The organism is Pseudomonas sp. 9.3L, assembly GCF_058536285.1.
Genome location: NZ_JBZUBK010000001.1, coordinates 3958371 through 3979633, shown reverse-complemented (window position 1 = coordinate 3979633; position 21263 = coordinate 3958371). Strand labels below are relative to the sequence as shown.

Genomic DNA, 21263 nt, shown 5'->3' with positions numbered 1-21263 from the left:
CTGACTCGGTTACCTCAGCATTGCTCAGGCACTGAACAGCTGGCTGATGTGTTCGGAAAGCGCGGCGACGTCCTTGCCCAGTAGCCAATCCAGCGTGAGGTAAACCGCCACGCAAACCAATGCAATGAGCGCCAGGTATACCCAGGCTGGTATTTCATACCGAAGCATCTGGGACACTTGGTCAGGCAGTGCCCAATCAGGCGAAAGGGCCTTGGGCGAGGTGCGATAGCGGGCAATGTCCTGGCCGAGGGTATTGGCCAGGTAGCGCAGTTGATCTTTCTCGGCCAGCCCGAACTTGCCCTCGAACCCCAGGGCCAGGCACAGGTGGTACACCTCAAGCACATCGAGGTTTTTTTTCACCTCTGCCCGCAGCGTTTCGATTTTCTCGAAGAAGCCTTGCCCGGCCAGATGCACACCGAAGTAGCGAAACTGCAGGGGTGATAGTTCGAACTGGCTGCGCAGTTGCGTATCACCCGAGCGCAGTACGCTTTCGTCCAGGAATGCACAGAGTGCGTATTGGGTGTCCTTGACCTGTTCAACGCTGTAGTTAGCCTGGCGGGCTTCGCGCTCCAGGGTGGTGAAAAAAGTATCAACACTGGCTTCGAACGCAGTGACGGAGGTTACTTCACGGCCACGGCGCATGATCAGCACCATGCTGATGAAGTCTTGCACCAAGTCTTTAAGGGTCGGTTTCCCAGGGGCAGCAGCCATAGCGCCTTGGATTACGGCTTCAGTCATTTGAGTACCGCCATCAGTTCAAGCTTGAGGTTGGTAAAAGCACTGGGCGCGTAGAACGAGATCGCCTGGGCGTTCATCATGCGTTCGTAAACCCGGCCATGGGGTTCTATGGAGAAGTAGTGGTTATCCAGCCGCACAGGGATTGCATTAGGCAGGCGGGTGGAATGGTTAAGCGTGGCGCCTGGCATGGCGCTGTTGACCACCACTTCGATGTCTTCGGGCGAGCCCACTTTGATTGCACGGGGTACCAGCTCCAGCAGGGTAGAACCAGGCATGTCCGCATGCACGCAGATGTAGAAATCCGCCTGGGCAAGGCGCGGGTCGTGCAGTTGCCCCTGCCAGTACGAAGGTTTGGTCTGGGCGAGGTGGATCGTGACGCACTGGTTGGGGATCACGTTATCCAATAGCACGCGGATCATCGCGTCCAGCTTGACCAGCGAGGCAGCGGGGTCGTGGTGATCGTATTCAGGAATGTCGTTGAGTTCAGTGTCCAGCGAGAACGTCAGCAAGCCACCGGCCAGCTCTGCCAGGAACAGATACAGGCGCTCCGGGTGCAGGCGAGGGTGGGTCAACAAGTGCGCCAGGTTAGGGTAAGCCCGATTGACAGTATTGAGCAGCCAGAACAGGGTAACGTCGCTGGAGCCGAATTCGGCGATCTGGTCCGCCCGCTCCCGCCGCCGCCCTGACAGTGCTTTACCCTTGGACTGCAGCGCGCCCAACAACCGCCTACCCAGGCTTACCAGGGTGTCGTGGGTGCCCAAATGCAGCGTGGGGTGCACGAAGTGGGTGTCCAGGGTAAAGCCGCCAATATTGTTGCGAGACAACCGGGCCACGGGGCAGTGGCTGTAGCCATCCAGGCTGTCGCCGTCCACCAACATCACTACGTTCAACCGCAGGCTGGTGATCTCGTTTTCCAAGTCCCCTTCGTTGAGGTCCGGTAGCGTGTCGAACTGCTTACGGTAGCGGCGCGCGCTCTTTTGCTCTTGGCTATCGTCCATATAGTTAACGCCGAAAGGCTCAGGGAGTTTCAGCGCCGCATACACATTCAGGTCATTACCCTTGAGCAGCTCTTTCATGTCTCTGGCTGCGGGCAGGGGGTCATGCTGGGGTGCGTCGAACAGAGTGCCATCCGGGAACACCAGCTTGAGCCGCTTGAGCTGCAGCGAACCGCTGGCCAGGGCCTGTTCATCGATCTGCAGGGCCTGCACGCCCCAATGGAAAGGCGTGCCACGCAACGTGGCTTCGGCCAGTTGATGCTGATGGAATTCGTCCTGGTATTGGAAGTGCTGTGGCAAGAGAAACATCCCTTCAGACCACATCACTCGGCTGTGCTTACTCATGAACGCTGTCCACTCGGAATTCGGATTGTGCGGGTAGAGGTGTGCTCGTTACATCTGTCAGGGCAGCTTCGGCCTTCTGAACTGCACTGCCTTGAGTATCACCAAGGCGCTGCGGTGTTGCCGGCCTTTGCGGCACGGTATTGCCAGCCGCCAGTTGTGCCTCGGTAGGGGGCTTGTTCAGCACATCCACACCTCGGGCCGCGATGATCAGGTTGTTGTCTACCAGCACCCGCAGGCCACTGGAGGAGAACCAGATACCGTCTTTGCGTAGGGACCTGGCATCGAACGCGACTTTCCAACGGCTGTTGTGCTCCTCGCGAAAGAACGCCGCTATGCCCACATAGTTGGCCGCCGCTTGCAGGGGCCATCGATCGACCTGACCAATGCCCGGCAGCAGGGTGATCTCCTGGCCTTCAACCAGCGTGTTGCCAAGGGCCTTGTGAGGCTCCAACCACAAGGTATCGCTGTCGCTGGAAGCGAAACGCTCCAGTGCTGTGAGCTGGTACACCCGCAGCACAACTGACAGGGGCCTGCCTGAATCGTCCGGGTTCAATTGGTTACCGCCATCGGCAGTCAGGATCAACGTCTCTTTGTCCCCGAACAGCATGTCGCCTGCCCAGGTATCGTCCACTCGCTTGCTTGCCCGGTCCGACACACCGCAGGCCGCCAGCGTGGCGGTGATTACCAAAACGGCCAAACCACGCGCCCAGCACGCCCTTGTGTAAAACCGGCCCATGTTTGCCCTATTCATGACGACTACCTATGAATACGTGTTGTGAATGCCCGGTCAGGTCAGGTGATAGGCGAAGTCGCCATCGCTGCCTAACGCAATATCCAGGCGTTGAATCGGCTTGTCCTCGGCCATGCGCGCCAGCACATGCTGTGCAAGCGCTGGCATCAGGGTTTTGGACAGAATGTTGTCGATGTTGCGGGCACCGCTGTCGACTTCGGTACAGCGTGCCGCAATGGCTGCGACCAGTGCCTCGTCGTAACCCAGCACAGCCTGATGATTGCGCTCAAAGCGCTTGCGAATGCGCTCCAGCTTGAGTGCTACGATCCGCTCCAGCACGCGGTCTTGAACCGGGTAATACGGCACGATCGTCAGGCGGCCAAGGAAGGCGGGCTTGAATACCTGGTTCAACTCGTCACGCAGGCCGTCGACGATGGCCTCGGGGGTAGGCTGCTCGGTGGCGTTCAGGCACCACTGCATGATGTGGTCGGTGCCGGTGTTGGAGGTAAGGATGATCACCGTATTCCGGAAGTTGATCTCCCGACCTTCACCATCATCGAGCACACCCTTGTCGAACACCTGGAAGAACAGCTCAAGTACGTCTGGGTGGGCCTTTTCCACTTCATCGAGCAACACCACGCTGTACGGTTTGCGCCGTACCGCTTCGGTCAGCACACCGCCTTCGCCATAGCCCACGTAGCCAGGCGGCGAGCCCTTCAGGCTGGAAACCGTATGGGCCTCCTGATATTCCGACATATTGATGGTGATGACATTTCGCTCACCGCCGTAAAGGGTGTCGGCCAGCGCCAAGGCTGTTTCTGTTTTGCCTACGCCGCTAGGGCCCAGTAGCAGGAACACACCGATGGGCTTGTTCGGGTCTTCCATACGCGCCCGGGAAATCTTGATGCGCTTGCCAATTTCCAACAGCGCATGGTCCTGCCCCAATACACGCTCCCCAAGCAGCGCAGGCAGGGCCTGTACGGTATCGATTTCGTCCCGCAGCATTTTGCCCAGCGGGATGCCTGTCCAGCCCGAGATCACTTCGCCGATGGTGCCGCCGTCTACCTGTGCATGAACCAAAGGCTGTTCGCCCTGGGCTGTGGCCAGTTCTGCGCGGGCAGCGGCAATGGCGGCGGCATCAGGGGCTTCTTGCGTACTTAACGCCTTGAGGCTTTCCACCAATTCAAGCTCACGTTGCCATTGCTGCTCCAGGCTGGCCTTGGTGCTCTGGGCGGCTTGCTCTTGTTCGTTCAACGCAGCCAGGCGGCGGGCGTGGTCGCTGCCCTGGGCGGCTTCCTGCTCCAGTACGGCAATTTCTGCTTGCAGGTTTTCGATCAGCCGCTTGGCGTCTTCCAGCGGACCAGGCTGTGCAGACTGCGCCAGGGCCACACGGGCGCAGGCGGTGTCCAGCACGCTCACGGCTTTGTCGGGAAGCTGGCGCCCGGTAATGTAGCGGTTGGACAGGCGCACCGCCTGAACCAAGGCTTCGTCCAGAACAGTGACCTGATGATGTTCCTGCATCTTGGAGAGCAGGCCGCGAAGCATATAAATGGCTTTTTCTTCGTCCGGCTCTTCTACCTTGACCACTTGGAAGCGCCGGGCGAGCGCGGCGTCTTTCTCGAAGTACTTTTTGTACTCGGCCCAGGTGGTCGCGGCGATGGTTCGCAATTCGCCGCGGGCCAGGGCAGGCTTGAGCAGGTTGGCGGCATCGTTTTGGCCAGCCTGGCCTCCTGAACCGATCAGGGTATGAGCTTCGTCGATAAACAGGATGATCGGGTGCAGGCTGCGCTTGGTTTCTTCGATCACGGATTTCAGGCGGTTTTCGAACTCGCCTTTCACACCCGCGCCAGCCTGTAGCAGCCCCAGGTCCAGGGTATGAATGGCCACATCCCGAAGTATGGAGGGCACATCGCCTTGAATAATGCGCAGCGCCAGGCCTTCGACCACGGCCGTCTTGCCTACGCCTGCTTCGCCGGTAAGAATCGGGTTGTTCTGGCGCCTGCGCGTGAGGATGTCGACCATCTGTCGCACTTCAAACGCTCGGCCCAGTACCGGGTCGATCCGGCCCTCGCGGGCGCTTTGGGTAAGGTTGACGGTGTATTGGTCCAGCGCCGGGGTGTTGCCATTGCCTTTAACGGCACGGGCGCTGCCAGTGTTCTGGGCCTGGGGTGGGGTAACCAGCCCGGACTCCGGGCTGGCTTCGACCAAGGCAGCAAGGTTGACCCGTAGGTCATCGGCGTTGATTTTTTCCAGCTCTGGCGCCGAGGCGGTGACCACGCGGCGCAGCGCGTCATCATCGAGCAGGGCCTGAATCAAATAGCCGGTACGGATCTGGCTTTGGCCGAATTCAATGGAGGCCAGCAGCCAGGCTTGCTCGATCATACGGGTGATCGAGGGCGATAGGGCTGGGGTGCGGGTGTTGCCCTTCTTGAAGGTGCCCAGTGCGGTCATCAACTGAGCCTGGAGGCGCTCCGGTACCACGCTGTAATGGCGCAGGATGCCGGGCAGGTCGTTATCCTCGCTTTCAAGCAACTGTAGTAACAGATGTTCGACTTCTACATCGTAATGCCGCTCCGACAGGCAGAGCGCGGCGGCGGCTTCTGTGGCTGTACGACTGGTTTCGTTCAGCTTGGCGAAGAGCGACTTCAGGTTCACAGGGAGACCCCATCGAAAGGAATGTTGAAAAGGGCGCAGCGGGACGGCGCCACATCGGTGCCTGGGCGCTTGAGCCACCCGAGCCAGCCCAAGGCCACTCCACCTTTACGGCCAAGCTGGGCAAGAGGCACCTCTTCGCGCTTGAGGACGGGCGCGATCTGAACGTCCAGCTGCGGGCCTGCATAGAAGCGGACCAGCTCCACCAGCTTGCGGTAGTCGAGGGTGTCGGGCTGGAACCGCTGGTAGTCCGTCAGCGCCAAGGGCCCGATTTCAATGCGTACGCAGGCCTGGTAATCCCAGATCCGATTACCCACCACCGTGCTCTGCCCTAAAGCGGCATTCTTGCGGCCCAACTGGGTGCGCTGGCTCTCGGCCAGCTTCAACCAACGCCCGGCGAATGGCTTGACCGTGAAAGGCAACGAGAAATAAAAGCTCAGCATCACTTGCAGGTTGAGCGAGTTGCGCGGCTTTTGCGCGAACATCCCTGAGAAATAACTGAACAACTCGCGGCGCAGGGGTGAGCCTCCCGGGCCGAATTTGCGGTGCTGCGCCTGGGGCCCGAAACCGACCAGGTTGAGCAGGTAGCGGTCGAATTTGGAGCTGCCGTTGCGCTCATACTCAATGTAGAACTTGTACTTTTGCCAGGCTTCGTAGAACAGCGTGGTCATGCGATGGGAAAACACATCGAGAAACGCATGGGCGGCGTCGTCGCGGTATTGAATGTGCCGCTCCAGCAATAACTCTGTATAGGGCCGCGGCAGTACACCGGAAGGCCCCACCAACCCCATGAAGGTCACCTGCACTTCTGATAGCGGCAACCCCGCCAGGGATACCGAACCCTCGCGCTCGAACGTCAAGTCGCTCACTTCGCTGGCCGGAAAATTCAGCGACAAGAGCGAACGAAACCGCAGCGGATCTTCATGCGGCCGTGTCTGCAGGTCCATACGACCTGTCCTGCTGTAGTGCAGGCGAAGCAAACGCACCAATTGAAAGAATTCGAATCGGTACGGCTCAGCCCGGGCCTGGTCGATCAGACCAGGGGTTGATCGCCGGTTCGCGGGGGCCATTGGACCACTCTCTTTTCACGCTGCAAGGTACGAAGGGTTAGCTGGGTAAAGCTATTAAGGGTGCAGTACTGGCCGAAGAAATGGTCCAGCACCATGCCAAACAAGAACACACCGCTACCAATGTATTGGCGTTCGTCAAACGTCAGCGTAACGCCAACGCCCCGTACGAAATTGGGTCGTGGATGGCCGATACGCGCCACCACGGGCTCGCTACCAACTGAAACGATGCCGTTGATTTGTTTACGGATCGCGGAGGTGTTTCGGTAGTTGTAGAGCGACAGCAACTCCAACAACACCTCCCGCCCTTGGGATACCAACGACATATGATTCAGCGATAGATGTGAGATCAGCCGCCAGATCACGCCATTGCCCAGCGGTACCCGTACCGAGGCCGTTGGCTTGCGCAGGCAGCGAATGTGCTGAATCACTGAGTTGGCCGGGATATTGAAGTCGCCGCGCTCACCTCCGAAGGGCAACATCTGCGGCAGGTCACGGTTGCTGCAGGTCAGCCGTATGCTCAAGGTGTCGTCGGCGGCATCGATCAACTCCAAGTCCCGATCCACCACGCGGATGAACATGTTCGAACCATCGGTTTGTTGGGCTTGCACCGGACGGCGACGGCTGATCCAGAAGCTATGGCCCTTGCCTTGATCGGCGCGGGGCTCGAAGAACGGGTGGCAGGTGGTAACTTGATCGACGCCTTTGCTGTTCCTGACCCGACGCACCCGGTCGATGGACACCACCTCAGCGGCGCTTTGCAAGCGCACATCGGGGACGACCCTGTACTCGTGTTGCGCGTGGGTGAGCTTGATCGGTTCGGCCTGCTGGCGGAACAGGTTGATGATTGGGGTGCAATTGAGTTTGAAGTTGCCCCGCCCAATATTCTGGGCAAGCCGTGCCAACCGATCGTTAAGGTCGTAGTCGGAGAAGTAAACGTTGACTACAACCTTCTCCAACGCCTTGCCAGCAAGAATGCGCTCGAACCCGGACAGGTCGAAAAACATGAATTTGTCAGGGAAGGTGAAATACTCATGCAGCAGTCGGTAGCCCAGGAACGACCGCTCCGAATAATCCACCAGCCCTTCATCCAGCCCGTAACCCACCGCTTTCAACGCATCGGCAGGCAGCTGCACTTCGCGGGTACGGCCTTCGTCCTCGAAGCTCAACGTGGCCTTGGCCACATTGTTGAACAGCAGCTCATACAACTGGAGCATCAGCGTGCTTTCGCCGTCCAGGAAGAACCGCAAGCTGTCGAGCGCTATCTGGCCGAACTGTGCATCCGCGGTGGTACTCAAGATCAATCGAAGACGGGCGATCAGGTCAGCGCTATGGCCGTTGAACGTCGAGCGCTCCATCTCTATGAAAGAAGCCTGCTCCACGGCGATGGGCCACAGCTCCACGGGGTAGCAAGTGCGGAACTTGCACACCACACCGTCCACCGCGTTGGCATGCAGCTCGGTATGCCGGGCAACGTGGTAAGCCTCAGTGACCTTTTCATGCGTGCCCATGCTGAGCTCGACAATGGACATCGACGGGGTAGGGCGCAGGTAATGTGGGTACAGCATCTCCAGAAACGCTTCGACAATTTCTGGAAACTCGTCATCGAGCTTTTTATGGACGCGCGCGGCCAGAAACGAAAACGCCTCAATCAAGCGCTCGGTATGAGGGTCTTCGCAGTGGTCGCCCTCAATAAGCAGCCGCGATGCGATTTTCGGGTACTGGGTCGCGAACTCCTGACCTAAAAAGCGCAGGTGCGACAGTTCCTTTTCGTAATAGGGGAGCAGGTCGTCGAGCATCAGTTTAGGTTCTGTACTTTGTATTCCTGGGTGTTGACCTGCAGCACCGCATCGAAGGAAACCTGACGGGAGACATCCCGCAGGTGCAAAACAGCATCGATCCGAAAGGTCAGCATGCGTCGGCCAGGCTGCTGTGGCAGCACCTGTACCTTGACGTTGCGAAACCGGCGGTCGCCGACCGCTATGGCTTTTTCCAACTGGCGCTGAATCAGCAGGCGATCCTCGGGCGCCAATACGCTTTTGCTAGTGAAGTCCGGCATACCGTAGTCGAGGATCGTGCCGTTCAGCTCGGGAAACGTGCCCAATTCCTCGGCCACCAAAGACCGGCGGGTGTTCACCAAAATCTCCAAGTCCCGAACGATGCTGGCTTTGTAATCAGCAAGCGAACACAAGCGCTCGGCCGAAGACTCGACGGCCTGATGTGGGCGGTCGTCCAGCAACCGGTCCAATAGAGACGGCAGCAGTGTGTGCTGGCTAGTCATATTGCCTCCTTGGCAACGTGCTCCATTAACCGCGAGTGGATTGCGGCAACTCTGCAACCAATCGCAAGGACGCGGTCAGCTCATCCAATTGGTAGTGCGGGCGCAGGTAAGTCACAGCCTTGTACACACCGGGCTTGCCTGGCACTTCGAACACCTCGGCACGCGCTTCCCGTAATGGGAACTTGGCCTTGGCTTCCTGGCTGGCCGTGTCATCGAGCAATACATAGCTGGAGAGCCACTTGTTCAAAAACATCTCAACGTCTTTGCGGGAGGCAAAGCTCCCTACCTTGTCGCGCATGATGGCTTTCATGTAGTGCGCAATACGCGAAGTGGCGAAGATGTACTGCAACTGCGCCGAAAGCTTGGCATTGGCGTTGGCAATGTCTGTGTTGTACTGCTTCTGCTTCTGCGCTGATTGCGTGCCAAAGAACGCCGCGTAGTCCGTACCTTTGCAGTGCACCAACGGGATGAAACCCAGGTCAGAGAGTTCTTTTTCGCGCCGGTCGGTGATCGCGATTTCGGTAGGGCACTTGAGCGCTACTTCACCATCGTCGGTTTTGAAGGTGTGGGTTGGCAGGCCTTCCACCAAACCACCGCCCTCTACGCCACGAATGGCTACGCACCAGCCATAGCGAGAAAACGCATCTGTCACCCGGGTGCCCAGGGCATAGGCTGCGTTCATCCACAGGTACTTGTTGTGGTCGCGGCCATCGACGCTTTCGACAAAGTTGAATTCCTCGACAGGCGTGGTATCCGGGCCATACGGCAGGCGGCCCAATACATGGGGCAAGGTGAGGCCTACATAACGCGAGTCATCAGAGTTGCGGAAGGATTTCCACTTGGCGTATTCGACGGTATCGAAGATCTTCGCCAAGTCCCGTGGGCCGGACATCTCGGTGAAGGAGTCCCAGCCAAACAACTCAGATGACGCGGACGAGATGAACGGAGCGTGGGCCGCTGCGGCTACGTGGGAGATTTCTTCGAGCAGGTACATGTCTTCAGGGCTGCGGCTGAACTCATAGTCGCCCAGCAGCATGCCGAAAGGCGCGCCACCGAAGGTGCCGTACTCTTCCTCGTAGATCTTTTTGAACAACGCGCTCTGGTCAAATTCGGACGAGGCCTTGAGGTCTCGAACCAAGTCTTTCTTGGAGGCGTTGAGCAGGTGGATCTTCAGCGTAGTGCTGGTTTCGGTCTGGTCTACCTGATACTTCAGGCCACGCCAGGAGGCTTCCAACTGCTGGAATTCACGCGCATGCATGATTTCGTTCATTTGCGCAGAGAGCATTGAGTCGATCTCGGCGATACGCGCATCAAGTACCGCGATCAGGTCCTTGCTCGGGGTCATCTCGCCTTCGAGTACCTGGCCGACCAGCTCGCCGATCAAGTCACGGGTGCGGGTACGCTCAGTGTCGGAGCGGGCAACACGGCTTTCGGAAATGATGCTGTCGAGCAGCGAGGCCTGGGGGGCGAAGTTTTCCACTTCGACCAGGTCATTGCCTTGCTGAGCGGCGGTTTGTTTCTCAGTCATCGTCGTGCTCCTGCTTACTCGTTGGCATCGTTAGCGGGAACGGCGGCTTCACGGCCGAATTCCTTGCCAAGCGTTTTCAGCTTCTCGGTGTTCTGCAACACATCCATCAGCAGCTCTTCAAGCTTGTCGTTACCACCCATCTTGTTGCGCAGGTCCGCCAACTTGTTGCGTACTTCCAGCAGCTTGCGAAGCGGTTCGACCTGGCGCACCACATTCTGAGGCTCGAAGTCTTCGAGGGTATTGAAGTTAAGCTCTACGCCCAGTTGAGTACCGTCCCGGGTCAGTGTGTTATCGACCCGATAAGCCAGGCGTGGCTTGATGCCCTTGAGCACGCCATTGAAGTTGTCACGGTCGATGTACACGAACTTCCGATCTTTAAGCTTCGGCAGGGGCTCTAGGGATGCACCGGAGAAATCGCCCAATACGCCCACGACAAAAGGCAACTCTTTCTTTTCCTGAGCATCGCCGATGTCCACGTCGTAGGTGATATGCACCCGAGGTGCGCGAACACGATCGAGTTTGTGCTGGGTACTTTCCTTCTTCGCCACGGTGGTCTCCTGTGCGAGCTGCTCGCTTCAAGTCGTTTGCGCGTCGGCCAATGCCGAACCAGGCGCGTTACAATGCGTCGATGGTCAGTAGCAGGCGCTGACGCGTCTCATCGCTCATATTCATGATGCTTTCCTGGCCTACCAGCTCTTCGAAGCTGGCATTGCCCGCTATCTGGGTACTACTGCGAATTACTGAGTCGTCGGGTAGCGTGGCCTGCACGGGCGAGCTGATTATGCAGAAGGGCAAGTCGCCAAAGCCCTTCAGCTTTTCGAAACTAACGGGAAACCGAAGGCCTTCGAATAGCCGCCCCAGCCCAGGTGATTTGCTGATGCAATAGAACAGAACCAAGTAGTGCAAGACGAAACGGTACAGTTCCGCACTGCTACGGTTCGGGTCTTTGATGAGCTTGCGAAACTGCTCCAAGCCGAAGGAGTTGAACCCTACGACCCAACGCGTCGGGCTGATGATGCGGATAACCTCGCCACTGTCCGCGAGCACTTTGTCGTACTCCAGCGCGAACAGCTCAGGCGTAGTACTGATCAAATTGAGCGGTGTTTCAATTTCATTGACTAACTGGAATGGCGCAGCCCCACCAATTCGGTCATACAAGGCGTTGAGTTCTTTGAAATGGTATTGCGTTTCACGCCCACTGCTACGGGGTGCGCCTTGCAGGTACTCGCCGAACAGGCTCTGTGGGCGAATCAGCAACGCAAGGGTAGCCAGGTAATCCGACGCCAAAGCCCTGAGCACATCTGAAATGGCCCGTGTCTGGCGTCGTAGACTGATCAATGCGTCTACGTCGAACGTCTGAATCATCGGTACATCATCCTTGAACCCTTCTTCACACGGCCCTTACGAGGAATGCGGGGTTGCAATAGCTTGGCCAGCGCCTTTAAAACCTTCATCGAACGCTATTCAGCGGACGCATCAGGCGCGGTTGCGGGGTGCTAATCATTAGCAACTCGCAGGTTCTAATTTGCCACCCATTCGAGGGTTTTAGGCACTTCACTGATACCAATTCTTCCTTGGTTCTGATTCTCACTGCAACAGTGGCGCAATGACATTACGCTTCGAATTGTGCCATTCAAATGGCGTCAAAGCGCTTTAGAATGGGGTTGTGCGGCGGTTTTTGGATCCTCTAAATCCGTTGAAAATAAACTCGAAAAAAGCGAATGGGTTCACATAGTTGGCCACTTTTGCACCCCTAATGACCCCGGATTCGCGCCCATTGGCGGCGATTGCACGGCTGGTGTGCTGAATTCACTTTCTCGCAATTGTTAGAAAATTTTGCATGGGCGTAGCGCCGCAAAAAATTAGCATTCGGGTTGACAGCGCACGGCGCTCGGGTGTCTCCTTCCACGCTCTGAAGCCAAGCGTCAACGGCGAAACGATTCCATGGTTGTGGCCAAGGGGCCCGGCGGGAACAGCCGTTTTACAAGGGTTTCAGCGTGGTATTGCCACCGCACATGCATGAGTGCTGGCGCGTGGTGTGTTGTTACCGGGCATAGCAGGAGCATGCCGGTTTTGCCCAAGGAGATGCACCGATGATGAACCTTGCCGCGTTGCGTTCACCGCATGATTCGCGCTTGATCACGCTCACCTACCTCGCCACCCCTCAATGGCGATTGTTCGGCAAGCCCCTCGTACTTGATCCGCGCCCCTTGGCGTATGACAGGCCGAGGAGTCACTGACGTGATAGATATTTCGTCTTTGTTTACACCGCAGAACAGGCGCCTGTTCAAACTGACCATGGCGCTGTCGGGCGGGCAGGAATTATTACTGGAGTCGTTTTCGGGGCAAGAGGGGCTTTCAACAGACTTCGGCTTCCAACTCGAATTGATTTCCGATGATGCAGGCGTAAAACTCAAGTCAGCCATTGGCCAGCCTGCCACTGTCGAGATAGAACTCGCTACCGGCGGCAGTCGCTACATCAACGGCCATGTCTTTGGCTTTGGGGCCAATGGCAGCGACGAAGGTTTTTCCAGGTACTCCGCGTACCTTGGCTCCTGGCTGGGGTTTCTTGAGCAGCGGTTCGATTCGCACATCTATCAGGACCAAACCGTCGAGCAGGTGATCACCCAGGTGTTCAGCCAGTACGAAGGCCTGGCCCACTATGAGTTTCGCGTCAATCGGGTGCTCAAGCCCCATAGCTACATCACCCAGTACCGTGAAAGTGACAGCCACTTCGTCCGGCGTTTGCTTGAGCAAGAAGGGTTGTTTTATTACTTCGAACATACCGCCGACCGTCATACGCTCATCATCATGGATGACTCAAGCGTACTTACGCCCTTGCCTGAGCAGCCACAGATACGTTTCCACCGGGCCGCTGTCACTGAAACAGCAGACTCAATTACCCGCTGGACGTCTGCCCGTGCATTCCAGCCGGGCAAAGTGTCTGTACAAACCTTCGATTATCGGCAACCGAACAACCGTATTCCCGTCACCATGAACAGCCTCAACCAGCAAGGGGATGTGCCTGCCTTCGAGCTGTACGATTACATGGGCCACTACACCCATGGCACACCCGCCGACGGTGAGCAGTTGGTACGCAACCGCATCGAGGCGCTGGAACTCAAAGGCAAAACGTTCGTGGGGCACAGTAATTGCCGCGCCTTGCGACCGGGTTATACCTTCGAGCTCACCCAGCATTACGAGCATGACCTGGGGCCTGCGGACGACCGGCAGTTTCTGGTCATGAAGGTCGAGCACCACGGCAGTAACAACTACACCTCGGGTAGCCAGGCGGATTACGCGAATACGTTTCACAGCGTGCGCAAAAAGATCACGTTCCGACCTCAAACGGCCCTGCTCAAGCCCGGCATTCCGGGCCCCCAAACCGCAATCATCGTGGGGCCGTCTGGCGAAGAGATCTACACCGATGAAATGGGCCGGGTAAAGGTGCAGTTCCACTGGGACCGCTACGGCCAGTTCGACGATAAAAGCTCCTGCTGGGTTCGCGTTGCGCAATCCGCCGCCAGTGGCGGGTTCGGCAGCATTCAAATCCCTCGCGTAGGGGATGAAGTCGTCGTCGTCTTCCTCGACGGCAACCCCGACCGCCCGCTGATCATGGGCAGCCTCTACAACAGCCGAAACACGCCGCCGTGGGCACTACCTGCGAATAAAACTCAGAGTGGGTTTTTGACGCGGTCGATGAAGGGCAAGGGCGCCAATGCCAACTTCTTCAGGTTCGAAGACAAGGCGGGGGCGGAGCACATTATCGTTCACGCTGAGCGTGACATGGACACTGAAATTGAAGCGGACGAGCGTCATACGGTGGGGGGCAGCCGTACGATTAAAGTAGAGGGCAAACATGCCGAGACGATCAAGCTGGAGACCAGTATTGCCGTCGAAGAAGGTAGCTACTTTGTCACCGTTGATAAGGGGGAAGTGAAGATAAAGGCTGCGACCTCCATTACGTTGGAGGTCGGTGCGAGCACCTTAAAAATGAATTCGGATGGCACTATTACGTTGTCCGGCGTCACGGTCGATGTTGAAGGCAAGACGATCATTAACCTGAACAAATAGCAGACGGACAGGAATCCTCATGCGCAGAAATATTTATGATCGCTTGTCAGAACAGCGAATTCGCAACGAACAACGCTTGGAACAAGAACGTATTCTTCAGGAAGCAAAGGACGCGCCTTTGCCTGCACCCGAGCGCTTTCACACCAATGAGTTGAGCTTTGTCAGGCCGTCAAACTTCAAGGACAAAACGTTTCATGTGTTTACGTTGACGGATATTGGGCCGAGTCCTCTGTCTGTTGTTATCGGCCGTACGCCTATTACGCCTGATCAAGGCCTTGAAGACATGGCGCAGCAATTGCTTGATGACCTGAAAAAAGGGTTATCTCATCTGGAATGGATCGAGCCTTTGTGCTCGGCAAATATCGCCGGCTTAGAAGCGCGTCGTGTCGAATTCAAATGGCGCCAGCAAGGTCAGCTGGTACATCAATTGCAATTTCTGTTTATCCATCAAGATGAGCACCAACACCCACTGCTTATACAGGTCACGGGTACAAGCAACGACGCCAGGGGCATGACGCCGCAGGAGCGAGCAGCCTTCTATTCGGTCGTCGATACGATTGAAGTGCGTCATCCTCTTGCTGAGGGTGAACCGGAAATAACGCCATGAGTCAGGCAGCACGCCTGGGTGACCCTATCGAACATACCGGCTCACTTACCGGCTTGCTCACGGGGTTAGCGATCGGCGCTATAGGAGCGGCGTTGATTGTGGGAACAGGCGGCCTGGCAGCAGTCGCGATGGTGGGGGCTTCCGCCGCAGCAGGCGCCGGTATTGGTCAAGTCCTTGGCAGCTTGTCTGTCTGTAACCACAGCACCGGGCAGATTCAAAGCGGTTCTGGCAACGTGGCTATCAATGGCAAGCCCGCCGCCAGAGCACATGTTGATACTGCAACCTGCGACGAGCACGGGCCTGCACCGCGAATCATCGCGCAAGGCAGCAGCACCGTTTTCATCAACGGCATGCCTGCTGCCCGTGTCGGTGACCGAACAGTCTGCGATGCCAAAATAAGCGCGGGGTCGGGAAACGTTTTCATTGGCGGGGCGACTCAAACCACTGATGCCATCAACCCAGAAGTTCCGGAATGGCTTGAGCGGGGCGTGTTGGTGGTAGGCCTGGGCAGCGCCTTCGTGCTCGCCAGCCCCATTCTTGTGATTGCGGGCCTAGCAGGCGGCATTGCGGGCGGGACAGCCGGTAACTGGGCGGGGGGCAAACTATTCGGCGCCGGTTCTGACGGGCAAACGCTGATGGCGCTCGGGGGAGGTTTGCTTGGTGGCGGGCTGGGTGTCAAAGGCGGTAAGTGGTTTGATGCTCGGTATGAGATCAAGACGCAGGGGCTGGGGTCGAATTTTGGGAATGTTAAGATTGTTCCTAAGACTACTTCTGTCCCAGAATCGACGGTAGCATCCCCACCTAAGCGTGGGCCTGATGGGCGCTTTCTTAAGAGTTCTGAAGCGCCTTTGCAATTCAATCGTAAATCCCAATACCCAGGTTCGTATCGCGCAGGCGTGAGAGATAAAGTTTTGGATGCTCACACTATTCAGGATGGACCTGATGCTGGGAAAGTGCTAACTGCGGATTTAGATGTTGTGGCAAGGAATGACCTAAGAATTACTATTGAGCACAAAAAAGCCGTTGTTGAGCATTGGAATGAACAAGGTTATAATTCCCCTCGTTCTTCACGTAACGATTATTATAACGATACAGAAAATATGAGCATCCGGCTGCGTTCTCTCAATAGCTCTGATGGGGCGAAGATGGGGGCTGAGGGTATTAGATACAGGCAAGATGTTGGGCCTGACTACGATTGAGGAGTTTCTATGTTTTCTAAGAGAGATCTGCTTGAGTCTTTTTCTGTTGTTGAAGAAAGCGCGGGCGGGTATTATTTTTTTCAGCATAATCTGCCAAAAATCACCTATCATTATTATTTAAAATCTTCGGCAAAAAAAGATTTTTTAGCTGTTTCGGAAGATACTTTAGATCGCGCTTTTTCTACGATGCTGTTAGATCAGGTTCCTAGTTTCGTTGAGGAGAATAAGCCAGTTATATACAAGATTCTAGAGAGCGAGTATGGATTTACTCATGCCATATTAGTGCCTAGTAATTATCATTCAAGCCTAAAAGGTAGGCTAGAAGCAAAGAGAGAAAATTTATACTTGTGCATCCCGATTTTTCGCTGCGAGTTTTCAGGCGGGGAATCCGAGGAGGAGTTCAAGGAAATTATGACTCGAATGGTTCCTGTGTTTAAGTGGAAAAGAAATGTTTTTCCGAAAGTTAGAGTTTATTTTGACAATCCAAAAACCGGTGCTGGTACGTATGAAAATGGAGCGATTTTAAAATTCAATACACTAGTTTCTGAGATGGAAAATTTAAATGGGGTTATCAGTGGATTTATTGAAATTACAAATTTTAGAAATGAGGTTTTGGAGATTCTCTCTCCTGCCGAAAATGTTTATATTATTGTCCAAGATAGATTAAAAGAGGAAAGGCTTGATTTTTCGAAAGCTTTGGAGAGAGTTTCAGAGTTTTCTGGAGTTTTTGCTAGGTGAATGCAGCGCTCTTAGCATTAAGACTTAAGTTGAGTCGTTATGTGAATTTTTTTGTTAGTCATAATCCGCCTAATCTACAAAGTCGACGCGCTGGGCCACAAGACCGAATACCTCAACGCCGACAATGGCCTGCCTTTACATCATTTTGGTCAAAAATCTCCCGGACCTTTGGTGGAGGGTAGTACTCGTTATCATGGTGTAGAAAAGCCGGGTCAGGACGTCTTGCATAGCCAGTATGGTAGAAGTAAGCCACACCCAACTCTTCAGCCTGACCGAAAAAAATTTGATGTGGATACCCGTGAGTACTGGAAATGGCGGGCAGCAGATAGCGCGGAGTGAACTATGTTTGATATTGCAGACCTGAAAAATAAATACGATGAGATCTATGGAGCTGAACCATGCTCCGCCGACGAACTTATTGAAATCGAGAAGTTGCTTGGCTTGAAATTTCCTGAAGATTTCAAAGAAATAGCAAAATTTTATAGCGGGAGGTTGCTTGGCGGTATAAGCCATCACGAGATCGCAAGCTCTGGTGATGCTACAAATATTGTTGAGGAGACCTTGAGGATAAGGGAGGCGATCGGTCTTAAAAAAAATCTAGTTATCCTAGCCGAGCCGCCAGGTAGCATTATTGCTTTTGATGTATCTAATAAACCTTCAGTGGTATGGTGTGATGCCGTAGAGGCAAAAAATTTAAATTCAATGCAATTTATTAATACACCGGATACTTGGGATAGTTATTCTGAATTTTTTCCTATTTGTTAGATAGGGAGGAAGAATGATTCTCGGCGGTTGCAAAGGCCGAGCTCAACCACTGAGTAAAGAAGGGGCTGGTGATGCTTGGCCATCATGGCAGTCATCATTTCAATGGAACACCTGTAATCAAATCGCTGACGCGTACGGATGTTCAACTGGTACGCAATGGCATCCAGTTGCTCTTAACTTACACCTGACGGATCGGTCCCTTCGGATAAATTCTGGCGAATTAATCCGTTGATGTTTTCGTTGCTGCCCCGCTGCCAAGGGCTGTGCGGATCGCAGAAATAGATCGCCGCGCCGGTGCGCTGAGTGATTTCAGCGTGCCGCGCCATTTCACGGCCTCTGTCATACGTCAGTGTTTTATTAGCCGCCAGTGGCATACGATTCAATGCCGCACTAAAACCCTCAACTACCGGGGTGGCCGTTGCATCGTTCATCCTGACCAGCATCAAGTAGCCCGTACTGCGATGGTAGGTGGAGAAACGATTCTTTCGGTGAGCCAATAAACCTAAGATCCCCTGAGGAATTTTAATGTCTGTTATAGCAATAGTTATTGAAGAGAGATTGGATGCAAAAAAATTAATGACTTTGCATCGTGCTTTGAATGTTTCTTTGCAGTCAATCAAGAGTAAGCTTGAGGCTGAGCTTCCAGTTATAGAAATCGAAATATTTGAGGGTGATTATCAGGAGCATGCCAGGCTGATACGATCAGTCCTGCAAGTTGTGAAAAGTGAAAAATTAAAAGCAAGATTTTATGAAATCCCATTTGGCGAACAGTATTTAGGAAACCCAAATCTTGAAACTTGGCGCATTAGTTCTGACCTCGTAAGCGGTATCCTTGAAGCAGCAGATGCAGAAATTGAAAGACAGCAGGACCTTTAGTTTTGATGCTGTTGCAGAACCGGATTAGCAGCATGATCCATATAAGGCAGAGTCTCCAAGATTTTCTGGCGTACGCATAATAGGTCGAGTATTAAAAAATAAATTTCTTTCAATTCTGTGATTTTCGCTATTTCAGTTTTGTAGGTGTGAAGTACAGATCGCGAAAATAATGACTACCGGCAAGACCAACCCGTACATCAGTTGCAACTGCTCTTTATTCATCGGGACGAGCATCAACACTCACTGCTTATACAAGTCACGGGTACAAGCAACGACGCCAGGGGCATGACGCCGCAGGAGCGAGCAGCCTTCTATTCGGTCGTCGATACGATTGAAGTGCGTCATCCTCTTGCCGAGGGTGAACCGGAAATAACGCCATGAGTCAGGCAGCACGCCTGGGTGACCCTATCGAGCATACCGGCTCACTCACTGGCTTGCTCACGGGGTTAGCGATCGGCGCTATAGGGGCGGCGTTGATTGTTGGAACAGGCGGCCTGGCAGCGGTTGCGATGGTGGGGGCTTGCGCCGCAGCAGGCGCCGGTATTGGTCAAGTCCTTGGCAGCTTGTCTGTCTGTAACCACAGCACCGGGCAGATTCAAAGCGGTTCTGGCAACGTGGCTATCAATGGCAAGTCCGCCGCCAGGGCACATGTGGACACCGCGACGTGCGACGAGCATGGGCCTGCCCCGCAAATCATCGCGCAGGGCAGTAGCACGGTTTACATCAACGGCATGCCTGCCGCTCGTGTGGGCGATCGAACAGTGTGCGATGCCAAAATAAGCGCGGGGTCGGGAAACGTTTTCATCGGCGGGGCTACTCACACCACGGATGCCATCAACCCAGAAGTTCCGGAATGGCTTGCGCGGCGCGTGTTGGGGGTAGGCCTGGGCAGCGCCTTCGTGCTCGCCAGCCCCATTCTTGTGATCGCTGGCCTAGCAGGCGGCATTGCGGGCGGGACAGCCGGTAACTGGGCGGGGGGCAAACTATTCGGCGCCGGTTCTGACGGGCAAACGCTGATGGCGCTCGGCGGAGGTTTGCTTGGTGGCGGGCTGGGTGTCAAAGGCGGTAAGTGGTTTGATGCTCGGTATGAGATCAAGACGCAGGGGCTGGGGTCGAATTTTGGGAATGTGCGGATTGCTCCGAAGAATTCACAAAAAACCGACAGTATTAATGAATCGGAAGCTGCATTAAGCCGTGCCAATCAGGCAAAAGCAGATCTTCCCCCAAGCAAAGAGTATAGAGTTAAAACAGTATCCTCCAACGACAAAAAAACGATCAGCGGTTGGGGTGTCCGAAAGCCCGAGGGATATGAAAAGGTTCCGGCTGAGAGAATTAAAGAGAAATCTGAACTAATTGGGCACGAAATAAAGTCTCATCCATATGACAGAGATTATAAAGGCCAGTATTACTCATCTCATGCTGAAAAGCAGATGTCGCTTGTGAGCCCTAATCACCCTATTGGTGTGTCTAAGCCTATGTGCAATGACTATCAAGGATATTTCTCCAAGCTGGCACAGTACACCAAGTTTGAGCAGACAGTTGCAGATCCTAAATTAATCAGGGGATAGCGGCAAAAACTGAGTGCAACACCTGACCTTTCCGGTACGGTATGCCTATGTCCTATCAAGAGCTCAACATCGAAGAACGCGTGACCATCCAAATAGGCACTCTTCAGGGCCTGAGCCTGAGGGCCATTGCCAGGATGCTCGACCGAAGCCCTTCGACCATCAGCCGCGAAGTGCGCCGCAACAGTCTGACCGCTCATCGCTATTCAGCCAGCCAAGCCCAGCAACACATGCGCTCTCGCCGCCAGGTCTGCCGCCCTGCGCTAAAGCTGGTCCCAGGCAGCGACCTGTTCGATCTTGTGGTCTATCTGTTGCGACAACGCTTTTCCCCACAGCAAATTGCAGGCAAGCTCAGGTCCATGGAATTTCCTAACTTTGAAGACACCTTCGTCTGTCGCGAGACCATCTACAACGCCATCTATGCGCTGCCAGTGGGCGAGCTTCGCAAGGAACTGATCATCTGCCTTCGCCAAGGCAACACCACCAGGCGCCCACGGTCTGGCGGTGTTGACCGGCGCGGTCAAATCCCTGATCTGGTCAGCATTCACGTACGACCGCCAGAGGTAGAGGATCGGCAAATGCCGGGCCATTGGGAAGGCGATCTCATAAAGGGCAAGGCCAATGCATCGGCTGTCGGGACCCTGGTGGAGCGAAGTACAGGCTATCTGATGCTGGTCAGGATGAACGATGCGACGGCCACCTCGGCTGTTGAGGGCTTTAGTGCGGCATTGAATCGTATGCCACTGGCGGCGCGTAAAACGCTGACGTATGACAGGGGTCGTGAAATGGCGCGGCACGCTGAAATCACCCAGCGCACTGGCGTGGCGATCTACTTCTGCGACCCGCACAGCCCTTGGCAGCGGGGCAGCAACGAAAACATTAACGGATTGATCCGCCAGTATTTGCCTAAGGGAGCCGATCTGTCAGGTGTAAGTCAGGAGCAACTGGATGCCATTGCGTACCAGTTGAACATCCGTCCGCGTCAGCGATTTGATTACAAATGCCCCATTGAAATGATGACGGCTATGATGGCTAAGCATCACCAGCCCCCCTCCTTAACTCAATAGCTGTGTTGCACTCAGCCTTGGCAACCGCCGGGTTTT

At 55.2% G+C, this 21263-nt stretch carries 20 protein-coding genes and 1 pseudogene; 10 read left to right on the top strand and 11 right to left on the bottom strand.

Annotated features, from left to right (window positions below):
• Positions 1–24: 24 nt before the first annotated feature.
• The 10 genes from icmH to AC4LE2_RS18350 form a co-directional block, all read right to left on the bottom strand.
• Complete coding sequence (icmH, locus tag AC4LE2_RS18395; protein ID WP_491827249.1) at positions 25–738, bottom strand: type IVB secretion system protein IcmH/DotU; 714 nt, start codon at positions 736–738, stop codon at positions 25–27.
• Positions 735–2078, bottom strand: a complete 1344-nt coding sequence (gene tssK, locus AC4LE2_RS18390) for a type VI secretion system baseplate subunit TssK (RefSeq protein ID WP_491827247.1) — start codon at positions 2076–2078, stop codon at positions 735–737. Before tssK ends, icmH begins: the two co-directional genes overlap by 4 nt.
• On the bottom strand, positions 2071–2829 hold the full coding sequence (gene tssJ, locus AC4LE2_RS18385) for a type VI secretion system lipoprotein TssJ (protein ID WP_491827245.1): 759 nt from the start codon (positions 2827–2829) through the stop codon (positions 2071–2073). Before tssJ ends, tssK begins: the two co-directional genes overlap by 8 nt.
• A 36-nt stretch (positions 2830–2865) precedes the next feature.
• Positions 2866–5463 carry a type VI secretion system ATPase TssH gene (tssH, locus tag AC4LE2_RS18380; RefSeq protein ID WP_491827243.1) on the bottom strand — a complete coding sequence of 866 codons (2598 nt, stop codon included), beginning with the start codon at positions 5461–5463 and terminating at the stop codon, positions 2866–2868.
• A complete protein-coding gene (gene tssG / locus AC4LE2_RS18375) occupies positions 5460–6530 on the bottom strand; it encodes a type VI secretion system baseplate subunit TssG (RefSeq protein WP_491827241.1) in 1071 nt (356 codons plus the stop codon). Before tssG ends, tssH begins: the two co-directional genes overlap by 4 nt.
• Complete coding sequence (gene tssF, locus AC4LE2_RS18370; protein ID WP_491827239.1) at positions 6494–8326, bottom strand: type VI secretion system baseplate subunit TssF; 1833 nt, start codon at positions 8324–8326, stop codon at positions 6494–6496. The genes tssG and tssF overlap by 37 nt, the downstream gene beginning before the upstream one ends.
• Positions 8326–8808: a type VI secretion system baseplate subunit TssE gene (tssE, locus tag AC4LE2_RS18365; RefSeq protein ID WP_491827237.1), complete on the bottom strand. Its 483-nt coding sequence runs from the start codon at positions 8806–8808 to the stop codon at positions 8326–8328. The genes tssF and tssE overlap by 1 nt, the downstream gene beginning before the upstream one ends.
• A gap of 25 nt (positions 8809–8833) precedes the next feature.
• Positions 8834–10336 carry a type VI secretion system contractile sheath large subunit gene (gene tssC / locus AC4LE2_RS18360; RefSeq protein WP_491827235.1) on the bottom strand — a complete coding sequence of 501 codons (1503 nt, stop codon included), beginning with the start codon at positions 10334–10336 and terminating at the stop codon, positions 8834–8836.
• Between the two features lie 14 nt (positions 10337–10350).
• Positions 10351–10884 (bottom strand): type VI secretion system contractile sheath small subunit, encoded by a 534-nt coding sequence (gene tssB / locus AC4LE2_RS18355; RefSeq protein ID WP_491827233.1) that lies wholly within the window; start codon positions 10882–10884, stop codon positions 10351–10353.
• Between the two features lie 67 nt (positions 10885–10951).
• The gene (locus tag AC4LE2_RS18350) at positions 10952–11701 is read right to left on the bottom strand and encodes a hypothetical protein (protein WP_491827231.1); all 750 of its coding nucleotides are present in this window, start codon (positions 11699–11701) and stop codon (positions 10952–10954) included.
• A 728-nt stretch (positions 11702–12429) separates the two neighbouring features.
• On the opposite strand from AC4LE2_RS18350, the gene AC4LE2_RS18345 reads away from it, so the two are divergent.
• Genes AC4LE2_RS18345 through AC4LE2_RS18315 form a run of 7 tightly spaced genes read left to right on the top strand, consistent with a single transcriptional unit; the run spans position 12430 to position 17719 of the window.
• Positions 12430–12576: a hypothetical protein gene (locus tag AC4LE2_RS18345; RefSeq protein ID WP_491827229.1), complete on the top strand. Its 147-nt coding sequence runs from the start codon at positions 12430–12432 to the stop codon at positions 12574–12576.
• A 58-nt stretch (positions 12577–12634) separates the two neighbouring features.
• The gene (gene tssI / locus AC4LE2_RS18340) at positions 12635–14410 is read left to right on the top strand and encodes a type VI secretion system tip protein TssI/VgrG (RefSeq protein WP_491828176.1); all 1776 of its coding nucleotides are present in this window, start codon (positions 12635–12637) and stop codon (positions 14408–14410) included.
• 19 nt (positions 14411–14429) lie between these two features.
• Positions 14430–15017: a DcrB-related protein gene (locus AC4LE2_RS18335; protein ID WP_491827227.1), complete on the top strand. Its 588-nt coding sequence runs from the start codon at positions 14430–14432 to the stop codon at positions 15015–15017.
• Positions 15014–16216, top strand: coding sequence for a PAAR domain-containing protein (locus tag AC4LE2_RS18330; protein WP_491827225.1), 1203 nt, complete (start codon positions 15014–15016; stop codon positions 16214–16216). Before AC4LE2_RS18335 ends, AC4LE2_RS18330 begins: the two co-directional genes overlap by 4 nt.
• 9 nt (positions 16217–16225) lie before the next feature.
• Positions 16226–16954 carry a hypothetical protein gene (locus AC4LE2_RS18325; RefSeq protein ID WP_491827223.1) on the top strand — a complete coding sequence of 243 codons (729 nt, stop codon included), beginning with the start codon at positions 16226–16228 and terminating at the stop codon, positions 16952–16954.
• Positions 16955–17005: 51 nt separating this feature from the next.
• Positions 17006–17293 (top strand): HNH/ENDO VII family nuclease, encoded by a 288-nt coding sequence (locus AC4LE2_RS18320; RefSeq protein WP_491827221.1) that lies wholly within the window; start codon positions 17006–17008, stop codon positions 17291–17293.
• 3 nt (positions 17294–17296) lie between these two features.
• A complete protein-coding gene (locus tag AC4LE2_RS18315) occupies positions 17297–17719 on the top strand; it encodes an SMI1/KNR4 family protein (protein WP_491827219.1) in 423 nt (140 codons plus the stop codon).
• Here AC4LE2_RS18315 and AC4LE2_RS18310 read toward each other — a convergent pair.
• Positions 17716–18180 (bottom strand): annotated as a pseudogene (locus tag AC4LE2_RS18310) (IS30 family transposase); the annotation flags it as partial. The gene AC4LE2_RS18315 and the pseudogene AC4LE2_RS18310 overlap by 4 nt on opposite strands.
• Positions 18181–18244: 64 nt before the next feature.
• Here AC4LE2_RS18310 and AC4LE2_RS18305 point away from each other — a divergent pair.
• The 3 genes from AC4LE2_RS18305 (at position 18245) to AC4LE2_RS18295 (ending at position 21227) form a co-directional block, all read left to right on the top strand.
• Positions 18245–18595: a hypothetical protein gene (locus AC4LE2_RS18305; protein ID WP_491827217.1), complete on the top strand. Its 351-nt coding sequence runs from the start codon at positions 18245–18247 to the stop codon at positions 18593–18595.
• A 377-nt stretch (positions 18596–18972) separates the two neighbouring features.
• Positions 18973–20163, top strand: coding sequence for a PAAR domain-containing protein (locus AC4LE2_RS18300; RefSeq protein ID WP_491827215.1), 1191 nt, complete (start codon positions 18973–18975; stop codon positions 20161–20163).
• A 47-nt stretch (positions 20164–20210) separates the two neighbouring features.
• Positions 20211–21227, top strand: a complete 1017-nt coding sequence (locus tag AC4LE2_RS18295; protein ID WP_491823487.1) for an IS30 family transposase — start codon at positions 20211–20213, stop codon at positions 21225–21227.
• The last annotated feature ends 36 nt before the right edge of the window (positions 21228–21263 follow it).

Excerpts from the sequence above, each read along its gene's own strand:
- icmH (WP_491827249.1), bottom strand. The coding sequence starts at position 738 with ATGACTGAAGCCGTAATCCAAGGCGCTATGGCTGCTGCCCCTGGGAAA.
- tssK (WP_491827247.1), bottom strand. The coding sequence starts at position 2,078 with ATGAGTAAGCACAGCCGAGTGATGTGGTCTGAAGGGATGTTTCTCTTG.
- tssJ (WP_491827245.1), bottom strand. The coding sequence starts at position 2,829 with ATGAATAGGGCAAACATGGGCCGGTTTTACACAAGGGCGTGCTGGGCG.
- tssG (WP_491827241.1), bottom strand. The coding sequence starts at position 6,530 with ATGGCCCCCGCGAACCGGCGATCAACCCCTGGTCTGATCGACCAGGCC.
- tssF (WP_491827239.1), bottom strand. The coding sequence starts at position 8,326 with ATGCTCGACGACCTGCTCCCCTATTACGAAAAGGAACTGTCGCACCTG.
- tssE (WP_491827237.1), bottom strand. The coding sequence starts at position 8,808 with ATGACTAGCCAGCACACACTGCTGCCGTCTCTATTGGACCGGTTGCTG.
- tssC (WP_491827235.1), bottom strand. The coding sequence starts at position 10,336 with ATGACTGAGAAACAAACCGCCGCTCAGCAAGGCAATGACCTGGTCGAA.
- AC4LE2_RS18350 (WP_491827231.1), bottom strand. The coding sequence starts at position 11,701 with ATGATTCAGACGTTCGACGTAGACGCATTGATCAGTCTACGACGCCAG.
- AC4LE2_RS18345 (WP_491827229.1), top strand. The coding sequence starts at position 12,430 with ATGATGAACCTTGCCGCGTTGCGTTCACCGCATGATTCGCGCTTGATC.
- tssI (WP_491828176.1), top strand. The coding sequence starts at position 12,635 with ATGGCGCTGTCGGGCGGGCAGGAATTATTACTGGAGTCGTTTTCGGGG.
- AC4LE2_RS18335 (WP_491827227.1), top strand. The coding sequence starts at position 14,430 with ATGCGCAGAAATATTTATGATCGCTTGTCAGAACAGCGAATTCGCAAC.
- AC4LE2_RS18330 (WP_491827225.1), top strand. The coding sequence starts at position 15,014 with ATGAGTCAGGCAGCACGCCTGGGTGACCCTATCGAACATACCGGCTCA.
- AC4LE2_RS18325 (WP_491827223.1), top strand. The coding sequence starts at position 16,226 with ATGTTTTCTAAGAGAGATCTGCTTGAGTCTTTTTCTGTTGTTGAAGAA.
- AC4LE2_RS18315 (WP_491827219.1), top strand. The coding sequence starts at position 17,297 with ATGTTTGATATTGCAGACCTGAAAAATAAATACGATGAGATCTATGGA.
- AC4LE2_RS18305 (WP_491827217.1), top strand. The coding sequence starts at position 18,245 with ATGTCTGTTATAGCAATAGTTATTGAAGAGAGATTGGATGCAAAAAAA.
- AC4LE2_RS18300 (WP_491827215.1), top strand. The coding sequence starts at position 18,973 with ATGAGTCAGGCAGCACGCCTGGGTGACCCTATCGAGCATACCGGCTCA.
- AC4LE2_RS18295 (WP_491823487.1), top strand. The coding sequence starts at position 20,211 with ATGTCCTATCAAGAGCTCAACATCGAAGAACGCGTGACCATCCAAATA.